This is a genomic window from Novosphingobium sp. SG720 (genome assembly GCF_012275365.1).
GTDB lineage: Bacteria > Pseudomonadota > Alphaproteobacteria > Sphingomonadales > Sphingomonadaceae > Novosphingobium > Novosphingobium rhizosphaerae.
The window spans coordinates 210,613-229,697 of the sequence record NZ_JAAZQN010000007.1 but is presented as its reverse complement, the minus strand read 5'-3'; the positions used below and the strand labels follow the sequence as shown (position 1 = coordinate 229,697).

General features: G+C 65.0%; 17 protein-coding genes. 4 read left to right on the top strand and 13 right to left on the bottom strand.

Annotation, left to right across the window (positions count from 1 at the left end):
* Positions 1-3 precede the first annotated feature (3 nt).
* The 5 genes from FHW94_RS20790 to purU are packed head-to-tail and all read right to left on the bottom strand — an operon-like array spanning position 4 to position 4,460.
* Positions 4-936, bottom strand: a complete 933-nt coding sequence (locus FHW94_RS20790) for an FAD-binding protein (RefSeq protein WP_168557747.1) — start codon at positions 934-936, stop codon at positions 4-6.
* Positions 936-1,682, bottom strand: a complete 747-nt coding sequence (locus FHW94_RS20785) for an electron transfer flavoprotein subunit beta/FixA family protein (RefSeq protein WP_168556115.1) — start codon at positions 1,680-1,682, stop codon at positions 936-938. Before FHW94_RS20785 ends, FHW94_RS20790 begins: the two co-directional genes overlap by 1 nt.
* A gap of 23 nt (positions 1,683-1,705) precedes the next feature.
* Positions 1,706-3,097 (bottom strand): L-serine ammonia-lyase, encoded by a 1,392-nt coding sequence (locus tag FHW94_RS20780; protein WP_168557746.1) that lies wholly within the window; start codon positions 3,095-3,097, stop codon positions 1,706-1,708.
* Positions 3,094-3,588: a prolyl-tRNA synthetase associated domain-containing protein gene (locus FHW94_RS20775; RefSeq protein WP_168557745.1), complete on the bottom strand. Its 495-nt coding sequence runs from the start codon at positions 3,586-3,588 to the stop codon at positions 3,094-3,096. The genes FHW94_RS20780 and FHW94_RS20775 overlap by 4 nt, the downstream gene beginning before the upstream one ends.
* 11 nt (positions 3,589-3,599) lie before the next feature.
* Positions 3,600-4,460, bottom strand: a complete 861-nt coding sequence (gene purU / locus FHW94_RS20770) for a formyltetrahydrofolate deformylase (RefSeq protein WP_168557744.1) — start codon at positions 4,458-4,460, stop codon at positions 3,600-3,602.
* A 165-nt stretch (positions 4,461-4,625) separates the two neighbouring features.
* Between purU and FHW94_RS20765 the strand changes: the two genes are divergently transcribed.
* Both FHW94_RS20765 and FHW94_RS20760 read left to right on the top strand, forming a co-directional pair.
* A complete protein-coding gene (locus tag FHW94_RS20765; protein ID WP_168557743.1) occupies positions 4,626-5,576 on the top strand; it encodes a LysR family transcriptional regulator in 951 nt (316 codons plus the stop codon).
* Between the two features lie 12 nt (positions 5,577-5,588).
* Positions 5,589-6,323 carry a hypothetical protein gene (locus tag FHW94_RS20760; RefSeq protein ID WP_168557742.1) on the top strand — a complete coding sequence of 245 codons (735 nt, stop codon included), beginning with the start codon at positions 5,589-5,591 and terminating at the stop codon, positions 6,321-6,323.
* A gap of 55 nt (positions 6,324-6,378) precedes the next feature.
* Here the strand turns inward: FHW94_RS20760 and FHW94_RS20755 are convergent, their stop codons facing one another.
* Both FHW94_RS20755 and FHW94_RS20750 read right to left on the bottom strand, forming a co-directional pair.
* Positions 6,379-7,110, bottom strand: coding sequence for a hypothetical protein (locus FHW94_RS20755; RefSeq protein WP_168557741.1), 732 nt, complete (start codon positions 7,108-7,110; stop codon positions 6,379-6,381).
* 11 nt (positions 7,111-7,121) lie between these two features.
* Positions 7,122-7,598: a glycine zipper 2TM domain-containing protein gene (locus FHW94_RS20750; protein WP_168557740.1), complete on the bottom strand. Its 477-nt coding sequence runs from the start codon at positions 7,596-7,598 to the stop codon at positions 7,122-7,124.
* Positions 7,599-7,764: 166 nt separating this feature from the next.
* Between FHW94_RS20750 and FHW94_RS20745 the strand changes: the two genes are divergently transcribed.
* A complete protein-coding gene (locus tag FHW94_RS20745; protein ID WP_168557739.1) occupies positions 7,765-8,856 on the top strand; it encodes a tetratricopeptide repeat protein in 1,092 nt (363 codons plus the stop codon).
* 155 nt (positions 8,857-9,011) lie between these two features.
* Positions 9,012-10,004 (top strand): PAS domain-containing protein, encoded by a 993-nt coding sequence (locus FHW94_RS20740; RefSeq protein ID WP_168557738.1) that lies wholly within the window; start codon positions 9,012-9,014, stop codon positions 10,002-10,004.
* Positions 10,005-10,007: 3 nt separating this feature from the next.
* Here FHW94_RS20740 and FHW94_RS20735 read toward each other — a convergent pair whose 3' ends face one another.
* The 6 genes from FHW94_RS20735 to FHW94_RS20710 are packed head-to-tail and all read right to left on the bottom strand — an operon-like array spanning position 10,008 to position 18,706.
* Positions 10,008-10,538, bottom strand: a complete 531-nt coding sequence (locus FHW94_RS20735) for a sarcosine oxidase subunit gamma family protein (protein ID WP_168557737.1) — start codon at positions 10,536-10,538, stop codon at positions 10,008-10,010.
* Entirely contained in the window at positions 10,531-13,413 is a 2,883-nt protein-coding gene (locus FHW94_RS20730; RefSeq protein WP_168557736.1) for a 2Fe-2S iron-sulfur cluster-binding protein, read from the bottom strand. The genes FHW94_RS20735 and FHW94_RS20730 overlap by 8 nt, the downstream gene beginning before the upstream one ends.
* On the bottom strand, positions 13,410-13,682 hold the full coding sequence (locus tag FHW94_RS20725; RefSeq protein WP_168557735.1) for a sarcosine oxidase subunit delta: 273 nt from the start codon (positions 13,680-13,682) through the stop codon (positions 13,410-13,412). The genes FHW94_RS20730 and FHW94_RS20725 overlap by 4 nt, the downstream gene beginning before the upstream one ends.
* A 21-nt stretch (positions 13,683-13,703) precedes the next feature.
* Positions 13,704-14,957, bottom strand: coding sequence for a sarcosine oxidase subunit beta family protein (locus tag FHW94_RS20720; RefSeq protein WP_168557734.1), 1,254 nt, complete (start codon positions 14,955-14,957; stop codon positions 13,704-13,706).
* Position 14,958: 1 nt separating this feature from the next.
* Entirely contained in the window at positions 14,959-16,194 is a 1,236-nt protein-coding gene (locus FHW94_RS20715; protein ID WP_168557733.1) for an aromatic ring-hydroxylating dioxygenase subunit alpha, read from the bottom strand.
* A 4-nt stretch (positions 16,195-16,198) separates the two neighbouring features.
* Complete coding sequence (locus FHW94_RS20710) at positions 16,199-18,706, bottom strand: FAD-dependent oxidoreductase (RefSeq protein WP_168557732.1); 2,508 nt, start codon at positions 18,704-18,706, stop codon at positions 16,199-16,201.
* Positions 18,707-19,085: the final 379 nt, after the last annotated feature.

Genomic DNA, 19,085 nt, shown 5'->3' with positions numbered 1-19,085 from the left:
AAATCACAGCTTGCCCACCAGCTCCGGCACGGCGGTGAACAGGTCGGCGACCAGGCCCACGTCGGCCACCTGGAAGATCGGGGCGTCTTCGTCCTTGTTGATGGCGATGATGGTCTTGGAGTCCTTCATGCCGGCAAGGTGCTGGATCGCGCCGGAAATGCCCACCGCGACATAGACTTGCGGCGCCACGATCTTGCCGGTCTGGCCCACCTGGTAATCGTTGGGCACGTATCCCGCGTCCACCGCCGCGCGGCTCGCGCCGATCGCGGCGCCCAGCTTGTCGGCGAGCGGGGTGATCGTCGCGGCAAAGGTCTCCGCGTCCTTGAGCGCGCGGCCGCCCGAGACGATGACTTTGGCGCTGGTCAGTTCCGGGCGCTCGCTCTTGGCGATTTCCGAACCGACGAAGCTGGAGAGGCCCGCGTCGCCCGCGCCGCTCACCGCGTCCACGCTCGCGCTGCCGCCGGTCGCGTCCGCCTTGGCAAAGGCGGTGGCGCGCACCGTCACCACCAGCTTGGCATCGCCCGATTCGACCGTGGCGATGGCATTGCCGGCATAGATCGGCCGGGTGAAGGTCTTGGGGCCTTCCACCGAAAGAATGTCGGAGACCTGCGCCACGTCGAGCAGCGCGGCGACGCGCGGCGCCACGTTCTTGCCGGTGGTGGTGGCCGGGGCCACGAAGGCGTCGTAATCGGCCATCAGGCCGGCCACGAGCGGCGCGACGTTCTCGGCCAGGGCATGGGCATAAGCCGCGTCGTCGGCCTTGAGCACGGCGGAAACACCGGCGATCTGCGCCGCCGCAGCGGCCACGCCATCGACGCCTTCGCCCGCCACCAGCGCGACCACATCGCCAAGCTGGGCTGCGGCGGTCACCGCGCTCAGCGTCGCGTCCCGAACCGCGGCGCCATCGTGCTCGACCCAGAGAAGAACCTTACCCATCACGCGACTCCCAGTTCCTTGAGCTTGGCCACCAGCGCATCGACATCGGCCACTTTCACCCCCGCCGCGCGCACCGGCGGCTCGGCCACTTTCAGCGTCTTGAGGCGCGGCGCCACGTCCACGCCCAGGTCAGCGGCGGTCTTGGTGGCGAGCGGCTTGGACTTGGCCTTCATGATGTTGGGCAGCGAGGCATAGCGCGGCTCGTTCAAACGCAAGTCGGTGGTCACCACCGCAGGCAGCGCCAGCTTGACCGTTTCCAGCCCGCCGTCGATCTCGCGCTTGACGATCAACTGATCGCCTTCCACGCTGACTTCATTGGCAAAGGTGCCCTGCGGCCGGCCGAGCAGCGCGGCGACCATCTGGCCCACCTGGTTCGAATCGTCGTCGATCGCCTGCTTGCCGGTGATGATCAGGCCGGGCTGTTCCTCGCCGGCAATCGCCGCCACGATCTTGGCCACGCCCAGCGGCTCCACGTCTTCGTCGGACTGCACCAGGATCGCCCGGTCCGCGCCCATCGCCAGCGCCGTGCGCAGCGTGTCGGCCGCCTTGGCCGGGCCCACCGACACTGCAACCACTTCGGAAACCACGCCCTTTTCCTTCAGGCGAATCGCTTCTTCCACCGCGATCTCGTCAAACGGGTTCATGCTCATCTTCACGTTCGCCAGCTCGACACCCGTGCCATCCGCCTTCACCCGCGGCTTCACGTTGTAGTCGATCACCCGCTTCACGCAGACCAGGGCTTTCATCGATTGTGTCTCCTCGAACTCGCTCAGCATTCCACCACGTTGACGGCCACGACGTTGACCGCCAAGCCGCCTAGCGAGGTTTCCTTGTATTTGTCACGCATGTCTGCGCCGGTTTGGCGCATGGTTTCGATCACCTTGTCAAGGCTCACCATGTGCTGCCCATCGCCCAGCATGGCCAGGCGCGAGGCGTCGATGGCCTTGACCGCGCCCATCGCATTGCGCTCGATGCAGGGGATCTGCACCAGGCCGCCCACCGGGTCGCAGGTCAGGCCCAGGTTGTGCTCCATGCCGATTTCAGCAGCGTTTTCGATCTGGGCGTTGTTGCCACCCAGCGCTGCGGTGAGGCCGGCTGCCGCCATCGAGCAGGCCACGCCCACTTCGCCCTGGCAGCCCACTTCCGCGCCGGAGATGGAGGCATTGCGCTTGTACAGCGCGCCGATTGCCGCCGCCGTTAGCAGGAACGTGCGCCGCCCTGCCCGATCGCCGCGATAGCAGCGTTCGTAATAGCGCAGCACCGCCGGAATGATGCCGGCCGCACCGTTGGTGGGCGCGGTCACCACGCGGCCGCCGGCGGCGTTTTCCTCGTTCACCGCCATGGCCCACAAGTTGATCCAGTCGAGCACCGCCAGCGGTTCCGACAAGGACATCTGCTGGCGGTGCTGCAATTCCTGCGCCAGCGGCGCGGCGCGGCGCCGCACGTTGAGCCCACCAGGCAGCGTGCCGGTCTGTCCGCAGCCGCGATCGATGCAGGCGGCCATGGTATCGGCCAACAGGTCGAGCCCGGCGTCCACCTCAGAAGGGCTGCGCCAGGCCAGTTCGTTGGCCAGCATGATCTGGGCAAAGGTCAACCCCGTCGCCTCGCCGATCTCGATCAGTTCGGCCGCGCTGGCAAAGGGATAGGGCAGGTCCGGCAGGTCTTGCGCCGGGGCATTGCGGATCACTTCGTCTTCATCGAGCACGAAGCCGCCGCCGACCGAATAATAGAGCCGCCGCGTGAGCATGTCGCCCGCCGCGTCCCAGGCGGCCAGCGCCATGGCATTGCTGTGATAGGGCTGCCGCTCGCGCTGGAGAAAGCGCATGTCCTGCGCCGGGGCAAAGGCCACATCGTGCCGGCCCAGCAGGGCAACACGGCCACGTTCATTGACGCCCGCCACGATGCCGGCCACGGCATCGGGCGCCACGGTTGCGGGAACTTCCCCGGCCAGGCCCAGGATCACTGCCACATCGGTGGCGTGGCCCTTGCCGGTCAGCGCCAACGACCCATAGAGATCAACCGAAACCCGCGCCGTCGCGCCCAGCAGGCCAGCGGCATCAAGTGCTTCGGTAAAGCGGCGGGCCGCCACCATCGGCCCCACCGTGTGCGAGCTGGACGGCCCGATGCCGATCTTGAACAGGTCGAAGGTGCTGACAGTCATGGCCGCTCCGGAATACCTGACACGATCGGGGCGTGATTCCAGCCTGCCAAGGCGCGCAACAAATCACCACCGGAAAGACCGATCGTTGCCGTGTTGCGCAAGGGATGAACGTGAACCTTCGCGGCGTCAACCAAGTCCGCATCGATCACCACCCGCACCGCGCCGCCCGCATCGTTGATCGCGGCAAGCGGCGTCACCGCGCCCGGCGTCACCCCAAGCAGACGCTCCATGTCCTCGGCCTTGCCGAAACTGAACTTCTTGGCGCCCACCGCACCGGCCAGCGCTTTCAGATCCACGCGCTTGGCATGGTCCACGGTCACCAGCCAGAACGTGCCGTCGGCGTTCTTGAGAAACAGGTTCTTGGTGTGCGCGCCAGGCAGCGCGGCGTGAATCGCTTCGCTTTCCTCCACGGTGAACACCGCTTCGTGTTCCAAGGCATTCCAGGCGATGCCCAGGGCGGCAAGATCGGCGTAAAGCTGCGCCTCGCTCATTCGAACACCCCCTATTTGAACACGACGGTGCGATGGCCGTTGAGCATCACGCGATGCTCGCAATGGGCCTTGACCGCGCGGGTCAGCACGCGGCTTTCGGTTTCCTGGCCCTGGGCGATCAGGTCGTCGACGGTATCGGCATGGTCCACCATCGACACATCCTGCGCGATGATCGGCCCTTCATCCAGATCGGGTGTCACGTAGTGCGCGGTGGCACCCACCATCTTCACGCCGCGCTCATACGCGCGGTGATAGGGCATGGCGCCCTTGAAGGCCGGCAGCGACGAATGGTGGATATTGATCACGCGGCCCTCGAGCGCGCGACACGTCGCGTCCGACAGCACCTGCATGTAGCGCGCCAGGATGACGAGATCGACATTCTGCTGCGCGATCATCTCCAGCAGGCGCGCTTCCTGTTCGGCCTTGTTTTCCGGCGTGATCGGCAGATGATGGAACGCGATGCCCTCGTGCTCCACGCGGCGCTGCCAGGTTGTGTGGTTCGACACCACGCTGGTCACTTCCATCGGCAGATAGCGCGTGGCCGTGCGATAGAGCAGGTCGTTCAGGCAATGCCCGCCCTTTGAGACCATGACGATCGCGCGCACCTTGACCGACAGGTCGAACACCTTCCAGTCGATGCCATAGGCGCTGCCCACCGACAGGAATGCCTCGTTGAACTTTTCCACCGTCATGCCCGCAGGCGCGGTGAACGCAACGCGCATGAAAAAGCGGCCGGTCACGGCATCATCGAACTGCGCGCTTTCTACGATGTTGCAATCCTGCGCCGAAATCGACGTGGCGATCGCCGCCACCAGGCCCTTGCGATCCACACACGAGACAAGCAGGACGAAATCCGGTTTCAAAAGCGCCACGTCAGCTCCCTTCCGCTGGTTGCCACCCTGATAGGACGGCTTGCCCGCGACAGGAACGGGCCAGCACACACAATAAGCAGATATAATCTGGTAGTTCAGGCTTCATGATGGCACAAGGAAAACACCGGGGGGCCGGCAAAGGGCGGCCCCAGAGGATCAATGCCCATGCGCCTGCCCGCCGAATTCGATCTGCACGGCTTGGAAGTGTTTGTCCTGACTGTGGAACTGGGCGGGATGACGGCCTGCGCCCAGCAATTGCGCATCACCCAGTCGGCGGTTTCGCAAACCATCACCCGGCTGGAGCAGGGCATCGGTGCGCCGCTGTTCGATCGCTCGTTGCGGCCACTGGGGCTCACCCCGTCGGGCCGTGCCCTGCACGAACGCGCGCGCAAGCTGCTCGCCAACGCCCGCACCGCTTATGATGAAGTGCGCGAAGGCGCGCAGCAGCCGATCGACCAGTTGACGGTGGGCATGTCGGAAAGCCTGGCCAACCTGCTGACCGCGCCGCTCCTGCGCCGCCACGGCATGCGCGTGGGATCGTGGCGCGTGCGCTCGGGCATCTCGCTCAAGCAGCAGCAGGAATTCCTCGCCCGCCGCTGCGACATGCTCGTCACGGGCAGCAACACCTTGGAAAAGCATCCGGGGATCGAACACCACGACGTGATCGACGATCCTTTCGTGATGATCTTCCCGGCCGATCACACCGGCAGCGTGGAACCGGCCGACGTGGCCGAGCGCCTGCCCTTCGTGCGCTATTCGCTCGACACCGGGATGGGCCAGCGTATCGAAAGCCAGCTCACCCGCATGAAGCTGCGCCTGCCCAACGTGATCGAGGTGGAAATCATCCACCAGCAATTGACCACCGTGGGCATGGGTATCGGCTGGAGCATCACCTCGCTGCTGTGCCTGGCCGCCCTGCCCCAGCTGATGCCGCAACTGCGGGTCGAGCCGCTGCCACGCGGCCGCTTCGCCCGGCGCATCCAGGTGGTGGCGCGCATGGGCGAACTGGGCGACCTGCCCGGCCAGACCGCCTCGCTGGCGCGCGAAACCCTGCTGGACCAGGTCTTGCCACCGCTGATCAACGCCCACCCTTGGGCCGGGCCGCTGCTGGGCTGAAGCCATGGCGGCGTGAACCATGTGGCTGGGCTGCAAGCGCCCGCAAGCAGGCAATTCCGTATCTATGTGATTGCATTATTCCTGCGTGATGGCCAGTCTGCGACAATGACCGCAAGGGGCTCAAATCAAACCGCGAGGCGAATGTTTGAAGCGCTGGAAGCTGTCTACCGCGCATTCGAAATGCCGCCGCCCACGATAATCGAAGGTTGCCCTTGCTGCATCGCGTCATGCGGCACTGATGTACTGCTGACGACGCCACTACGGCTAATCACCGGGCAATCACTCTGGCGGTATGTATCCGGAGCGTTTCTGACCGTTGGGAACAAGCAAGATTTCCGTTATTTGCTCCCACGCATTTTGGACGTTTCAGTGTCTGATGGATCAAACGCGAATGATCCAGAGATTGTGCTAGGAAAGCTTTCACTCGCCGGGTGGCAAGAATGGAAGCAGAACGAACAAGTTGTCATCAAAGCATTCATCGACACATGGTTTGAACATGCGCTTTTAAACGATCTAGCCGAAGCGAATGATGGCCCGATAGGCTGGGAGGCGGAAAGTGTGCTGTGCGGCGCAGCGCGAGCGGGGTTGCCTCTAGAACGCTGGCTGCGCCGCTTGATCGAACCCGACGCAGCACCAGTTTTGAAAGACTTGAAAGAGCGGTTCCCAAGCGCGTTGTCGGGATTTTGGGATGACGTGCCAAACCGTTTTCAGGAGTTCCGAGCGATTTTGACGCAAGGACAAGCGTAGGCCTCCTTCCCACCAATACCGGCACCCTGCCCGCTACCCACCTTTCCCAAGCCGCCTATTCGATGTTGACGATATTATACCGCCGCAGGCCGGTATCGTTGACAAAGCACACGCCAAGCTGGCGCTGGCCGAACATGCCGCCCAGGAATTCCAGCGAGGCCGACATTTCCACCAGATAGCGGGCCAGCCGTCCGGCCGCGAGCGCGGTGCCGCGTTCGTAATCCATCATGATCTCGCGATAGACTTCCGAAGACGTGCCCTTCTTCACGCGCTCGGCCGCCACCAGCAGCTTCATGAGTTCCACCTGTCGTGCCGCCGCTTCCTTCTTGTCGAAGAACAGCGAGAACATGTGGATGCCGTAATAGCCGCCCTTGTCCACGGTGCGCAGCGCCCCGCCAAGGAACGCCACGGTGCAGGCGCTGATGCAGGCGCGCCCTTGCGGCACCCGCACCAGCACACGGCGCGCGCGCAGCGCCCGGCCCATGGCCATGCCCTGCTCCAGATTGCCGCCGGGCGAGGATAGCCACACTTCGTCCACGTTCCCCGCCTGCGAAAGCGCGGCGGCGAGGCGGCTGCCTTCCTCGTCCCCCACGCCGCCGCTGGCATAGAGCACGCGCACCCCACCCTGCTCGATGACCGAATAGGTCATCTGCTCATCGTCGAAATGGGGCACGGCGAAAACCGCGTCGGGCGGCTCCGCCCCGCAATAGGTGCCTTGGGCGCCGGCCGGTGGCACGGCCAGCGCCAGACAGGCCGGAAGGGTGATCGCCCACCTCAACTTGGCCATGGCGCAGCGCCTCAGGCCGGGGCCCAGGCGCTGCTGGGCGGCGTGCGACAGAACCGCGGATTGTCCTTCATTTCCTGCCCATCCACATAGTTCACCTGGCTGACATTGCGGCACACGCGCCCGTCGGGCTGGGCCTGGGGCGTGGAGGCCACCACCGTTCCACCCACGCCGGGCCGCGTCTCGCTGGTCCATTTCTGCGTCGACGCCTGATCGCTGCCCTTGGCATTGAGCGCCGCTTCGGTGGCCGTGGCCATCTTCTCCTGCTCGCAGCGATCAAGCGACTTGCCGATCCGGCTGCCGACGACCACGCCCAGCGCGCCGCCCAGCACGGTGCCCAGGGTCTTGTCCCGTCCGCCAGCCACGCTGCGCCCCAACAGGCCGCCCAATACGCCGCCGACCACGGCCCCGGCCACTTGCCCGCCATTGCCGCCGCACTTGGCTTGCGCCTCCACCGGCATCAAGACAAGACCCAAGGAAGACAATACCATGACAATTGCAATAAGGTTCTTTTGCATAAGCCCCCGTCCCCATGCTGGTTCACTCTAGAAGATGCTAGCATCAAGCCGCATGGTTCGGAAGTAACGAATCGAGACAGGGCATTTCCGTATGTACCCCATTTGGGTTATGTCGCTATATTTCAGGTCCAATGCGGTCTTGACTGTCATTGCGCTTGCCATACTTGCCCTTCCCGCCAGTTCGGTGGCACAGGAAAGCGGCGGCCGCGAATGCAAGACGATGCAGGCAACCAGCGGCGATGTCGCCGTGCCGGTGCGCGTGTGCCGCGACCCCGGTGGCGTCTGGCACCGCGTGGAAACGCCGCTCGCGCCCACGACAGAGGCTGCCTTTCGCGGCCGTCTTGTCTACGCGGGCCAATTTTCCGGCAATGCCGGGCGCATCCAGCGCACGCCAGCCTCGCTGAACCTAGGCCGCACAAGGATCGACCTGGGCTTTTCGACGACGGCCTATCGCAGCCGCCGCGACGTGACCGGCACGGCCCGCATCGATCTGGCCATCCGCAACGGCACGATGCAGGCAACCATAGCGCTGGCCGGACCGGGCCTTAACCAACGCATCGCGCTGGGCGGCGCGGTGCGGGCGGGCGCCTGTGCGCTCGACAGCGCGTCGGGCGACGCCCACTTTGCCGGTACCTGCACGGAAGAGCGCATGACCGGCAAGCTGGTGGTGGAAAACGCCAGCGGCTGGCGGCTGGAGACGGGCATCGATGCCATGCTGCAAAGCCGACAGAACGATGGCGATGCAGCTCTGGCGGCCGCGGCCGAGCGGCAACGCCAGCAGGAAAGCCAGCGGGCGCAGGCCGAACGAATCTCGCTCTATATCGGCAAGCTGACATTGCGCGCCCGCGGCGGAGACGTGGATGCGATGGGCACGCTTGGCGATATCTATTCCGATGACAGCGTGGTGTCGGCAGACCTGCAGAAAGCCGTCTATTGGTATGGCATGGCCGCCGGGCACAACGATCCGCGCGCGATGTTCAACCTGGCGCTCAGCTATGCCAAGGGCGAAGGCGTGGGCAAAAACTCCACGATCGCCAGCGATCTCTATGCCAAATGCGCCCGCATCGCCTCGAAATACCAGCCCGACTGCGCGCGCAACCTGGGCCTGGCCTATGCGCTGGGCGAAGGCGTGCCGCAAAGCAAGAAGACCGCGCTGTTCTGGCTGCGCGCCTGCGCCCGGATGGGCGACAGCAAGTGCGACGAGATCGCCAATGTCGTGGAGCGCAACTAGGCAGCATTGGCTGCGGTGTTCGGCGCCAAGCCCAAAAATTGCCCATCTGTCGCCGATCGCGGGAACCAAGATCGTTTCCACCGATTTGATAGCAATCGTGAAGGTGCGCGCGCAGCCCGCCTGACCGGATGTGATGGGGAACTCCGGCAGCAGACATGACGAACATCAAACTTTCCCAACAAGTTGCCGGAATTTCCCACGTCTCCCTGGCCACCGCTTTGGACCAGAGCGTAGACTGCGTGAAAGTCATCGGGCTCGATGGCACGGTCGCCTACATGAACCCCAACGGCATCTGCGCCATGGAAATCGATGCCCCCGTCGACGTGATCGGCAAGCAGTGGGCCGATCTTTGGCCTGCCGAAGCCAGGCCCCATATCGAGAGCGGCTATGCCGCAGCGCTGGACGGCGGCATGTCTCGGTTTCGGGCGCACTGCCCAACGGCCAAGGGCAAAAGCCGCTGGTGGGACGTGAGCGTTTCGGCGCTGTGCGATGACACGGGCAACCTGATCAGCTACCTGGCCGTTTCGCGCGACGTGACGGACGCCGAACTGGCCCGCCAGGTGCTGGAAACGGCCACCCGCGAACTGCACCATCGCCTCAAGAACACCTACACGATGATTTCCAGCCTGATCCGCGGCTTTGCCCGTGGGGACGCGCAGAACGCCGAATTCGCCACCGAAATGGCCGAGCGGCTGCTGGCCATGGGCCGTGCCCAGGCGCTATTCACCAGCCGCGATGTGCCATGCAGCCTGGTCGACCTGATCGAGGCCCTGACCATGCCCTTCAGCAGCGGGTTCTGCCCGGTGGCGATGGACGCCGTGCAAGACATCCCGATCGCCCGCGCCTTGGCCGACACCATCGCGCTCGTCGTGGGCGAATTCGCCGTCAATTCATCCAAGCATGGCGCCATTGCCCATGGTGGCGAGATCCGGCTCGCCAGCCGCGACGAGGATGGCGACCTGGTGATCGTGTGGCAGGAAAAATCCAGCCGTCCCGTGGCGGCCACCTCGCGCGAGGGCGGACAGGGGCTTAACCTGATCGACCGCATCGTGCGCCTGCGCGATGGCGCCATCACGCTCGATTGGCAGGCCGACGGCCTGGTTGCCACCTTACGCTTCAAGGGCGCGGCGCACCCCGCGCCCGACTGAGCGTCAGCCCAGTTGCACCGCCTTGAGCGCGTGCCACAGCCAAGGGGCAAAACTGCGCCACACGAACACGCGAAACATATCCGCCTGTTCGCGCCAGACGATCACTTCCACCGTCTCGAACACCGTGCGCGTGGCCCGGCCCACGGCAAAGCGTTCGAGATCGAGCGGGCAGCCCGAACACAGCACCCGCGCGGCACTGGCGCCTTCCACGCGGATCACCACGCCGCGCGCGGACACGTCCACCACGCTGACGGGCTGCCCAGCACCGTCGGGCACGACGGTTCCGGCGGGCAGATCGGCCAGCCATTCATCAGGACCAAGGCAAGCGATGCCATCCAGGGTCTCGCCGATGCGGGTCGGCACTGCGCGGCCGATCACGGCACCAAGCGCCTCGGCCGTGCGCGCGCGCAAGGACCAGCGGCTTGCCGGCGGCTCCAGCGTCAGCGTCACGCCGCCGGGCAGGACCGCGTTGCTTTCCAGCGCCAGGTCGGTGCCGGCCACGGCCAGCGGGGGAATCGCAATGGCGTCAGACATCGAGGCGGCTCCCTTGCGCATCATAGAACACCGTGCTGGCCGTGACCCGCGCGCGGATCGTGCGCCCGGGCATCGGCACATGGATCACCTGGCCATCGCGCGCGCGGCCATCGGCGATCACGGCCATGGCGATCGACCGCCCCAACGTGGCACTGTGATACGACGAGGTGACGTGGCCCAGCATCGTCATCGGCACCGGCTGGGCCGGATCGGCCACGATCTGGGCGCCTTCCTCCAGCACCTCGTTCGGATCTTCGGTCAACAGCCCGACCAGTTGCTTGCGCCCTGGCGCGGTCATGTCGGGCCGCGCCAGCGAACGCTTGCCCACGAAGTCGGGCTTCTTGGCGCCCACGGCCCAGGCCATGCCGGCGTCATCGGGCGTCAGCGTGCCATCGGTATCCTGGCCGACGATCACATAGCCCTTTTCGGCACGCAGGACGTGCATTGTCTCGGTGCCATAAGGGGTGATGCCGTGCGGCTGGCCGGCGGCGTGGATGGCTTCCCACACCATGCGGCCATGCTCGGCCGGCACGTTGACTTCATAGCCGAGTTCGCCGGTAAAGCTTACGCGGAACAGCCGTGTCAGCACGCCGCAGATCGTGCCCTCGCGGATTGCCATGTGCGGAAAGGCTTCGCGCGACAGGTCGATGCCTTCCACCAGCGGCGCAATCACATCGCGCGCCAGCGGACCTTGTACGGCGATGACCGCCCATTGCTCGGTCGTGCTGGTCAGCCAGACGTCCAGATCACTCCATTCGGTCTGGAGATAATCTTCCATCATCGCCAGCACGCGCGCCGCGCCGCCGGTGGTGGTGGTCAGGTGAAAGCGGTCGGGCGCCAGCCGCGCCGAAACGCCATCATCGGTGATGAACCCGTCCTCGCGCAGCAGCAGGCCATAGCGGCAGCGGCCCGGCGCCAAGGCCTTCCACGGGTTGGTGTACATGCGGTTGAGGAATTCGGCGGCGTCGGGGCCGACCACCTCAATCTTGCCCAAGGTGGAGGCATCGAAGATCCCCACCTGGCGGCGCACGGCCAGGCATTCGCGCGCCACGGCAGCGTGCATGTCCTCGCCCCCTTGCGGGAAATAGCGCGCACGGCGCCACTGCGCCACGTTCTCGAACACCGCACCGCGCGCATCGGCCCAGCCATCGATCACCGTCTTGCGGATCGGCTGGAATAGCGCGTCCTTGTGGTGCCCCATCAATGCGCCGAAGGTTTGCGGCGTATAGGGCGGGCGGAACGTGGTGAGGCCGATATCGGTCACCGGCTTGGCCAGGCTACCCGAGGCGATCTGCAACCCATTGAGGTTGCTGGTCTTGCCCTGGTCGGTCGCCATGCCGTTGGTGGTATAGCGCTTGATGTGCTCGATCGAGCGCATGCCCTCGCGCACAGCCAGATCGATGTCGCGCGCTTTCACGTCGTTCTGGAAATCGACGAAAGCCTTGGTCTGCCAGATCGGCTTGGGGCCGGGCAGCGTACCCAGCGCCAGGCCGCTGCCCAGATCCCAAGCCCCGGCGCCAGCGCCCACGGCACGGCAGTTTTCCTGTGGCACGTCGGGCAGATAGGCGCCCCATCCGGCGTCCCAGCGCAGGCTGCCCTTGGCGTGGCTCCACAAATGCACCGTGGGCGTCCACCCGCCGGCCATCAGCAGCGCATCCACGGCCAGTTGCTGCGAATGGCCGGTGCCATTGGCGGCAAAGGTGATGCCGGAAACACCATGCCGGCCCGAAACGCCCGTCACCGCGTGACCCAGATGCACGGCAATGCCCGCCGCGCGCACGGCGCTGACCAGGTCGGCGGCCACTTGCGCGCGCAAGTCGATCACCGCCACCACGTTGACGCCCGCGGCCTTGAGCGCCAGCGCATCGCGCCAGCCGCTGTCGTGCACCGCCATCACCGCCACGGCGCGGCCCACCGCCACGCCATAGCGCACGGCCAGGGTGCGGCCTGCGCTCGACAGCATCACGCCGGGTACATCGTTGCCATCGAACACCAGCGGGCGCTCGATCGCACCCTGGGCCAGCACCACTTCGCCCGCGCGGATGCGCCACAGCCGCTCGCGCGCACCCTTGGCCTCACCCGGCGCCAGATGATCGGTGAGTTGCTCCACCGCGCCCACGAAGTTCTGGTGGTAATAGCCGAAAGCCGTGGTGCGGGTCAGCACGGTCACATTGTCCAGCCGGCGCAGCGCCATCGCCTTGTCCGCCACTTCGCCCCACAGCGCCTGGTCAGACAGCGCGCCACCGCCCAGTTCTTCCTGTTCGTCGATCAGGATCACCCGGCTGCCACCTTGCGCCGCCGCCAGCGCGGCGTCGATGCCGGCCAAGCCACCGCCCACTACCAAGACTTCGCAATGGGCATAGGTCGCATCGTAATGATCGGGATCGCGCGTCGTCGGGCTGGCACCCAGCCCGGCCATGCGCCGGATCGCCGGCTCATAGAGCTTTTCCCAGGCCGAGCGCGGCCACATGAAGGTCTTGTTGTAGAACCCGGCGGGAAAGAACGCACCCAGCCGGTCGTTCACCGCGCCCAGGTCGAACTTGAGCGAAGGGAAGCGGTTCTGGCTCTGCGCGTCCAGCCCTTGATACAGCGCGACGGACGGCGCGCGCAGGTTGGGCGTGGCGCGGCCCCAGCCCGGCCCGGTTTCGCCGCGATCCACCGTCACCAGCGCGTTGGGCTCTTCCGTCCCCATGCCCAGGATCCCGCGCGGGCGGTGATACTTGAACGAGCGGCCGAACAGCATCTGGCCCGACGCGACCAGCGCCGAAGCCAGACTGTCTCCGGCAAAGCCGCGATGCGCGCGGCCGTCAAAGGTGAAATCCAGCGGCGCGGCGCGGTTGATCCGGCCGCCGGCAGGAAGACGATAGCCGCTCATCGGCGCGCTTCTCCGGCCTTGTAGGTTTGTTCGAAATGGTCGCTTACGGTGTCGCGAACCGCGTTGAAAAAGCGTCCACAGCCGTGGGTGTGGCGCCAGCGTTCATGGTGCCGCCCGCGCGGGTTGCGGCGGATGTAGAGGTAATGCTCCCAATCCTGATCGCTCAGCGCGGCCGGGTCGAGCGGCCGGGCGACATGCGCCTCCCCGCCATAGACGAATTCCACCTCGGGGCGATCTTCTTCGCAATAGGGGCAACGAATCAACAGCATGGCTTGGCTCCTGCCCCTTGCTCAGTGGGCCACGGCGGCCGCGGCCGCCTCGTCGATCAGCCGCCCGTTGCGGAAGCGATCCAGGTTGAACGGCGCGTTGATCGCATGGGGTGCATCATGGGCAATGGTGTGGGCCAGAAGGTCCGCCGCGCCCGGCGTCGCCTTGAACCCGCCGGTGCCCCACCCGCAATTGACATAGAGCCCCGGCACCGGGGTCTTGCCCAGGATGGGCGAGCGGTCGGGCGTCACGTCCACGATCCCGCCCCAGGTGCGCAACATGCGCATGCGGGTAAAGATCGGGAAAATCTCGCAGATCGCCGCCAGCGTATGCTCGATGATGTGCAAGGCGCCGCGCTGCGAATACGAGGTATACTGGTCGGTCCCCGCGCCGATCACCAGCTCGCCCTTGTCGGACTGGCTGATATAGGCGTGGACGGTGTTGGACATGACCACGCAAGGGAAGATCGGCTTGACCGGTTCGGACACCAGCGCCTGGAGCGGATAGCTTTCCAGCGGGAATTCCAGACCCGCCATGTTCATCACGACCGAGGTATTGCCCGCCGCCGAAACGCCGATCTTCTTGGCGCCGATGAAGCCGCGCTCGGTCTCCACCCCCAGCACCGCGCCATCCGCGCCCCGGCGAATGCCGGTGACGGCGCAGTTCTGGATGATGTCCACACCCAGCGCCGTGGCCTTGCGGGCATAGCCCCAGGCCACGCTATCGTGCCGGGCGGTGCCACCGCGCCGCTGCAACGCGCCGCCCAGCACCGGATGGCGCGCATTGGGCGAAATATCGAGCGGCGGGCAATAGGCCTGGCACTCTTCGGGGCTAAGCCATTCATTGTCCACGCCGTTCAACCGGTTGGCGTGGATGTGGCGCTTGAAGCTCTGGATGTCGTGCACGTTGTGCGCGAGCATCAGCACGCCCCGCTTCGAATACATCACGTTGTAGTTGAGCTCCTGGCTCAACCCGTCCCACAGCTTGACCGCGTGGTCATAGAGGTGGGCGCTTTCATCGTAGAGGTAGTTCGAACGGATGATCGTGGTATTGCGCCCGGTGTTGCCACCGCCCAGCCAGCCCTTTTCGATCACCGCAACATTGGTGATCCCGTATTTGGCCGCCAGGTAATAGGCCGCGCCCAGGCCGTGCCCGCCGGCGCCCACGATGATCACGTCGTAGGCCGCCTTGGGCGCCTTGTCGGGCCACTGTTCGGGCCACGACTGGTGCCCCGAAAAGGCCTGCGCAATAAGATTGAGCCCGGAAAAGCGCATCATCTCAGGATTGTCCTGCCGCTTCCAGCGCAGCCTTGCCGCGCTCGACGTAGAAGGTCTTGAAGGCATCGACGAGGTTTTCCTCCAGGGCATAAGGCCCGGGACGATAGCCATCGGTGGCAATGCCGGCGTGGTTCATTTCGGCAAGGCGCCGATCCTGGCGATTGGTGGCTTTCCACACGTGCGTCAGGTTCTCGACGGTGTAGTCCTCGCCTTCCACGGCGTCTTCGTGGACGAGCCACGAGGTGCGCAGGATCGAACGATCCGGCCCCTGCGGCATCACGCTGAACGTGACGACATGGTCACAGCAGAAATGGTGCCACGAATTGGGCTGGGTCCACACCGAAACGCTGGTCGGCTCGGCATGATCGACCGACCAGATCAGCTTCCGCGACGCCGGCTGTCCGTCGATCGTTTGCGACAGCGCACCATGGGCCAAGCCCAGCCGCCCCACCCGGTGCCAGCCGCCATCGGGGAATTCGACCAGGTCCTGCCACACGCCCAGCGCCTTCCAGTGCTCCACCTGGTCGGCCACGTCGGCTTCGTCGCTGGCATCGCCATCTTCCGGGTTGCCCCGGCCAAAACCCGATCCGCTCAGCGAATTGAGCAGTTCGGGATGGTTCGCCTCGCAGTGATAGCACTCGCGGTTGTTTTCCATGACCAGCTTCCAGTTGGCCGTGTCGTGCAGGTCTTCCACCGCCGCCACTTTCAGCTTGTCCAGGTTGTAGATGCCGATCGCGGCGGCGATGTCGGCCTTGGCGCGATCGATCGGCGGTGGATTTTCCGCCAGGCAGATGAACAGCAGGCCGCCGCAATTTTCCAGCGCCACTTCGCGCAGGGCATGCGCGCTCTTGTCAAAGCCTTCGGGCATGCCGCGCGCAGCGATCAGCTTGCCATCCAGCCCGAATGTCCAGAAATGATAGGGGCACATGATGCGCGGCATCGTGCCGGCCTGCACCTGGCAGATGCGCGAGCCGCGATGGGTGCAGGTGTTGTAGAACGCGCGGATCGCGCCATCCCGGCCGCGCACGATGAACACCGAATTGTTGGCCATTTCGAACACATAGAAATCGCCGGGGTTCTTCACGTGGGCCACGGTGCAGGCATAGAGCCACACCGACTTGAGCATGACCTCGGTATCGAACTTGAACGCCTGCTCGCTCGTATAGAGCGCCTGGGGCAAGGTATATCCGGGACGATCCTGGTTCAGCAGTTCGGCAATCGATTCCAAATCGCGCATGGGACTAGCTCCGCAAGGCAAGGTTTTCGGGGTCGAAGGGCGAGTCTGGGATCACCACGGCCTTGTGCACCGTGCCGAGAATGGAAATTTCCAGCTCGGTGCCAAGGTTTGCGTGTTCGGGTGCAATCATCGCCAGCGCCAGCGACTTGGCCGTGCGCCAACCATAGCCGCCCGACGTGGCGCGGCCAACAAGTTGTCCATCGCGATAGATTGCTTCGGAGCCGCGGGCATCGGCATCGGTAACGCCCAGCACCTCCAGGGTAACAAGGTTCCAGGAAAGGCCGGCTTCCTTCTTCGCCAGCAGCCCGTCACGGCCAACGAAGTCCGGCTTCTTGAACGAAATGAAGCGCTCAAGCCCGCTTTCCAGCGCGTTGTATTCCACCGACAGTTCGCGGGGGATCAGCTTGTAGCTCTTCTCCAGCGCCATCGACGTCATCGCCCGGATGCCAAAGGGCTTGATGTCGAATTCGGCGCCGGCGGCCATCAGCTTGTCGAAGATGTAGTTCTGCATCTCGATCGGGTGGTGGAATTCCCAGCCCAGTTCGCCGATGAAATTCACCCGCAGCGCGTCGCACGGCGCGGCGCCGATGGAGATGCGCTTGCCGGTCAGCCAGGGGAAGGCCTCGTTCGACAAGTCGGTGTGCGTCACCTTGGCCAGCACGTCGCGCGCCCGCGGCCCGGCGAGGACCAGCACGCCCATCGCCGTGGTCAGCCGCTCGAACTTCACCGAACCATCGGCGGGCAGCGCCTTGATCAGGTAATCGTGGTCATGCGATTCCAGGGCGCCAGCCGAAACCAGATAGTAGCTCTGCGGGCCACGCTTGTAGACGGTGAATTCGCTGCGCACGCCGCCGGCCGGGGTGAGCAGGTAGGACAGCGTGACGCGGCCGATCTTCTTCGGGATAGCGTTGGACAACAGCTTGCCCAGCCATTCTTCCGCACCGGGGCCGGAAATCAGGCACTTGGCAAAGGCGCTCATGTCCTGGATGCCAACCTTTTCCGTCACATGGCGGCATTCGTTGCCAACATGCTCGAAGTAGTTGGAGCGGCGGAACGACCACTTTTCGCGGATCGGCGCGCCCGGCACATCGGGGTGGTTGTGGTTGAGCAGCGTTTCGGGCTTGTCGAGATCGGCCTCGCTCAGTTCATAGCCTGCGGGCGCGAACCAGTTGGGGCGCTCCCAGCCGAACACGCTGCCGAACACCGCGCCAAGCGCCTTCATGCGGTCATAGCAGGGCGTCTGGCGCAGGGGCCGCGCGGCCTCGCGCTCTTCGTCCGGGTAGTGGACGGTGAACACCTTGGCATAGGCTTCCTCATTCTTTTCGATGAGATAGCCTTCATCGGCATAGGTGCCGAAGCGGCGCGGGTCCACACCCATCATGTCGATGGTGGGTTCTCCGCCCACGATCCAGTGGGCCAGCTGCCAACCCGCGCCGCCTGCCGCCGTGATGCCGAAGCTGTGGCCTTCGTTGAGCCAGAAATTCTTCAGCCCCGGCGCCGGTCCGACGATGGGCGACCCGTCGGGCGTGTAGGCGATGGCACCGTTGTAAACCTTCTTGATCCCCAGCTCGCCAAAGGCGGGCACGCGCTCGATGGCCGAGAGGATGTACGGCTCCAGGCGTTCGAGCGCATCGGGGAACAGCTCGTATTCGCTGTTGGCCGCCGGACCCTTCACATAGCAGGCCGGCGCGCCCACTTCGTAGGGGCCGAGCAGCAGGCCGCCGGCTTCCTCGCGCATGTACCAGCTCGAATCGCTTTCGCGCAGCACGCCCATTTCGGGCAGGCCCTTGGCGCGGCGCTCCATGATCGCCGGGTGCTGCTCGGTCACGATGTACTGGTGCTCCACCGGGATCACCGGCACGTCCAGGCCGACCATCGCGCCGGTCTGGCGGGCAAAGCTGCCGGTGGCCGAAACCACATGCTCGCAGGTGATCTCGCCCTGGTCGGTGGCCACCACCCATTCGCCGTTCGGCTTTTGCGTGATGCCCGTGACCGTGGTGTTGCGCATGATCGTGGCGCCGCGCTGGCGCGCGCCCTTGGCCAGGGCCTGGGTCAGGTCGGCGGGCTGGATATAGCCATCAGCCGGGTGCTGGATCGCGCCCAGCACGCCATCCATCTGCGCCAGCGGCCAGATTTCATGCACTTGTTCGGGCGTCAGAAAATTGACGTCGACCCCGATGGTCTTGGCCACGCCCGCGTAATAGCGGTATTCGTCCATCCGGTCCGGGCTGTTGGCCAGGCGGATATTGGACACCCGCGAAAAGCCGACGTTGAGTTCGGTTTCGGCCTCCAGGCTGGGATAGAGATCCACCGAATACTGGTGCAGCTTGCCCACCGAATAGGACAGGTTGAACAGCGGCAGCAGGCCGGCGGCGTGCCAGGTGGACCCAGAGGTCAGCTCCTTGCGCTCGATCAGCACGACATCGGACCAGCCCATCTTGGCCAGGTGATACAACGTGCTGACGCCGACGACGCCGCCACCAATCACCACAACGCGCGCAGTAGTCTTCATGTCATGCCTCGGCTTTGCTTGGCTGCCTGTTGACAATAGCGCTATGCCAGCGCGTGCGCCTTCGCAATCACGGCACTGCACCATTTCACAAACTAATGCGAGGGATTAGAAATAGTGCTTCCCGAAAGGGTGATCCGGCCCCTTGGACGACTCCTCGCCGGGCCTCTGACACGATGCCCTGGCCGTTGCCGAACGCCGCCCCCGCCCAGCCTATCCCGCCATTAGGCAAGTTAATGAGAGTAGTAAGTAGGTGTTATTACCAAAAGCAACCGGAAATTCCGAGTTAATCTAATTTAATCAGCACTATACACCCAAAGTCCGCAACACTTCCGCTTAGCTTGCCAGGGCTTTCACTCTGTTGCCAGAGGGTTGCTGCGCC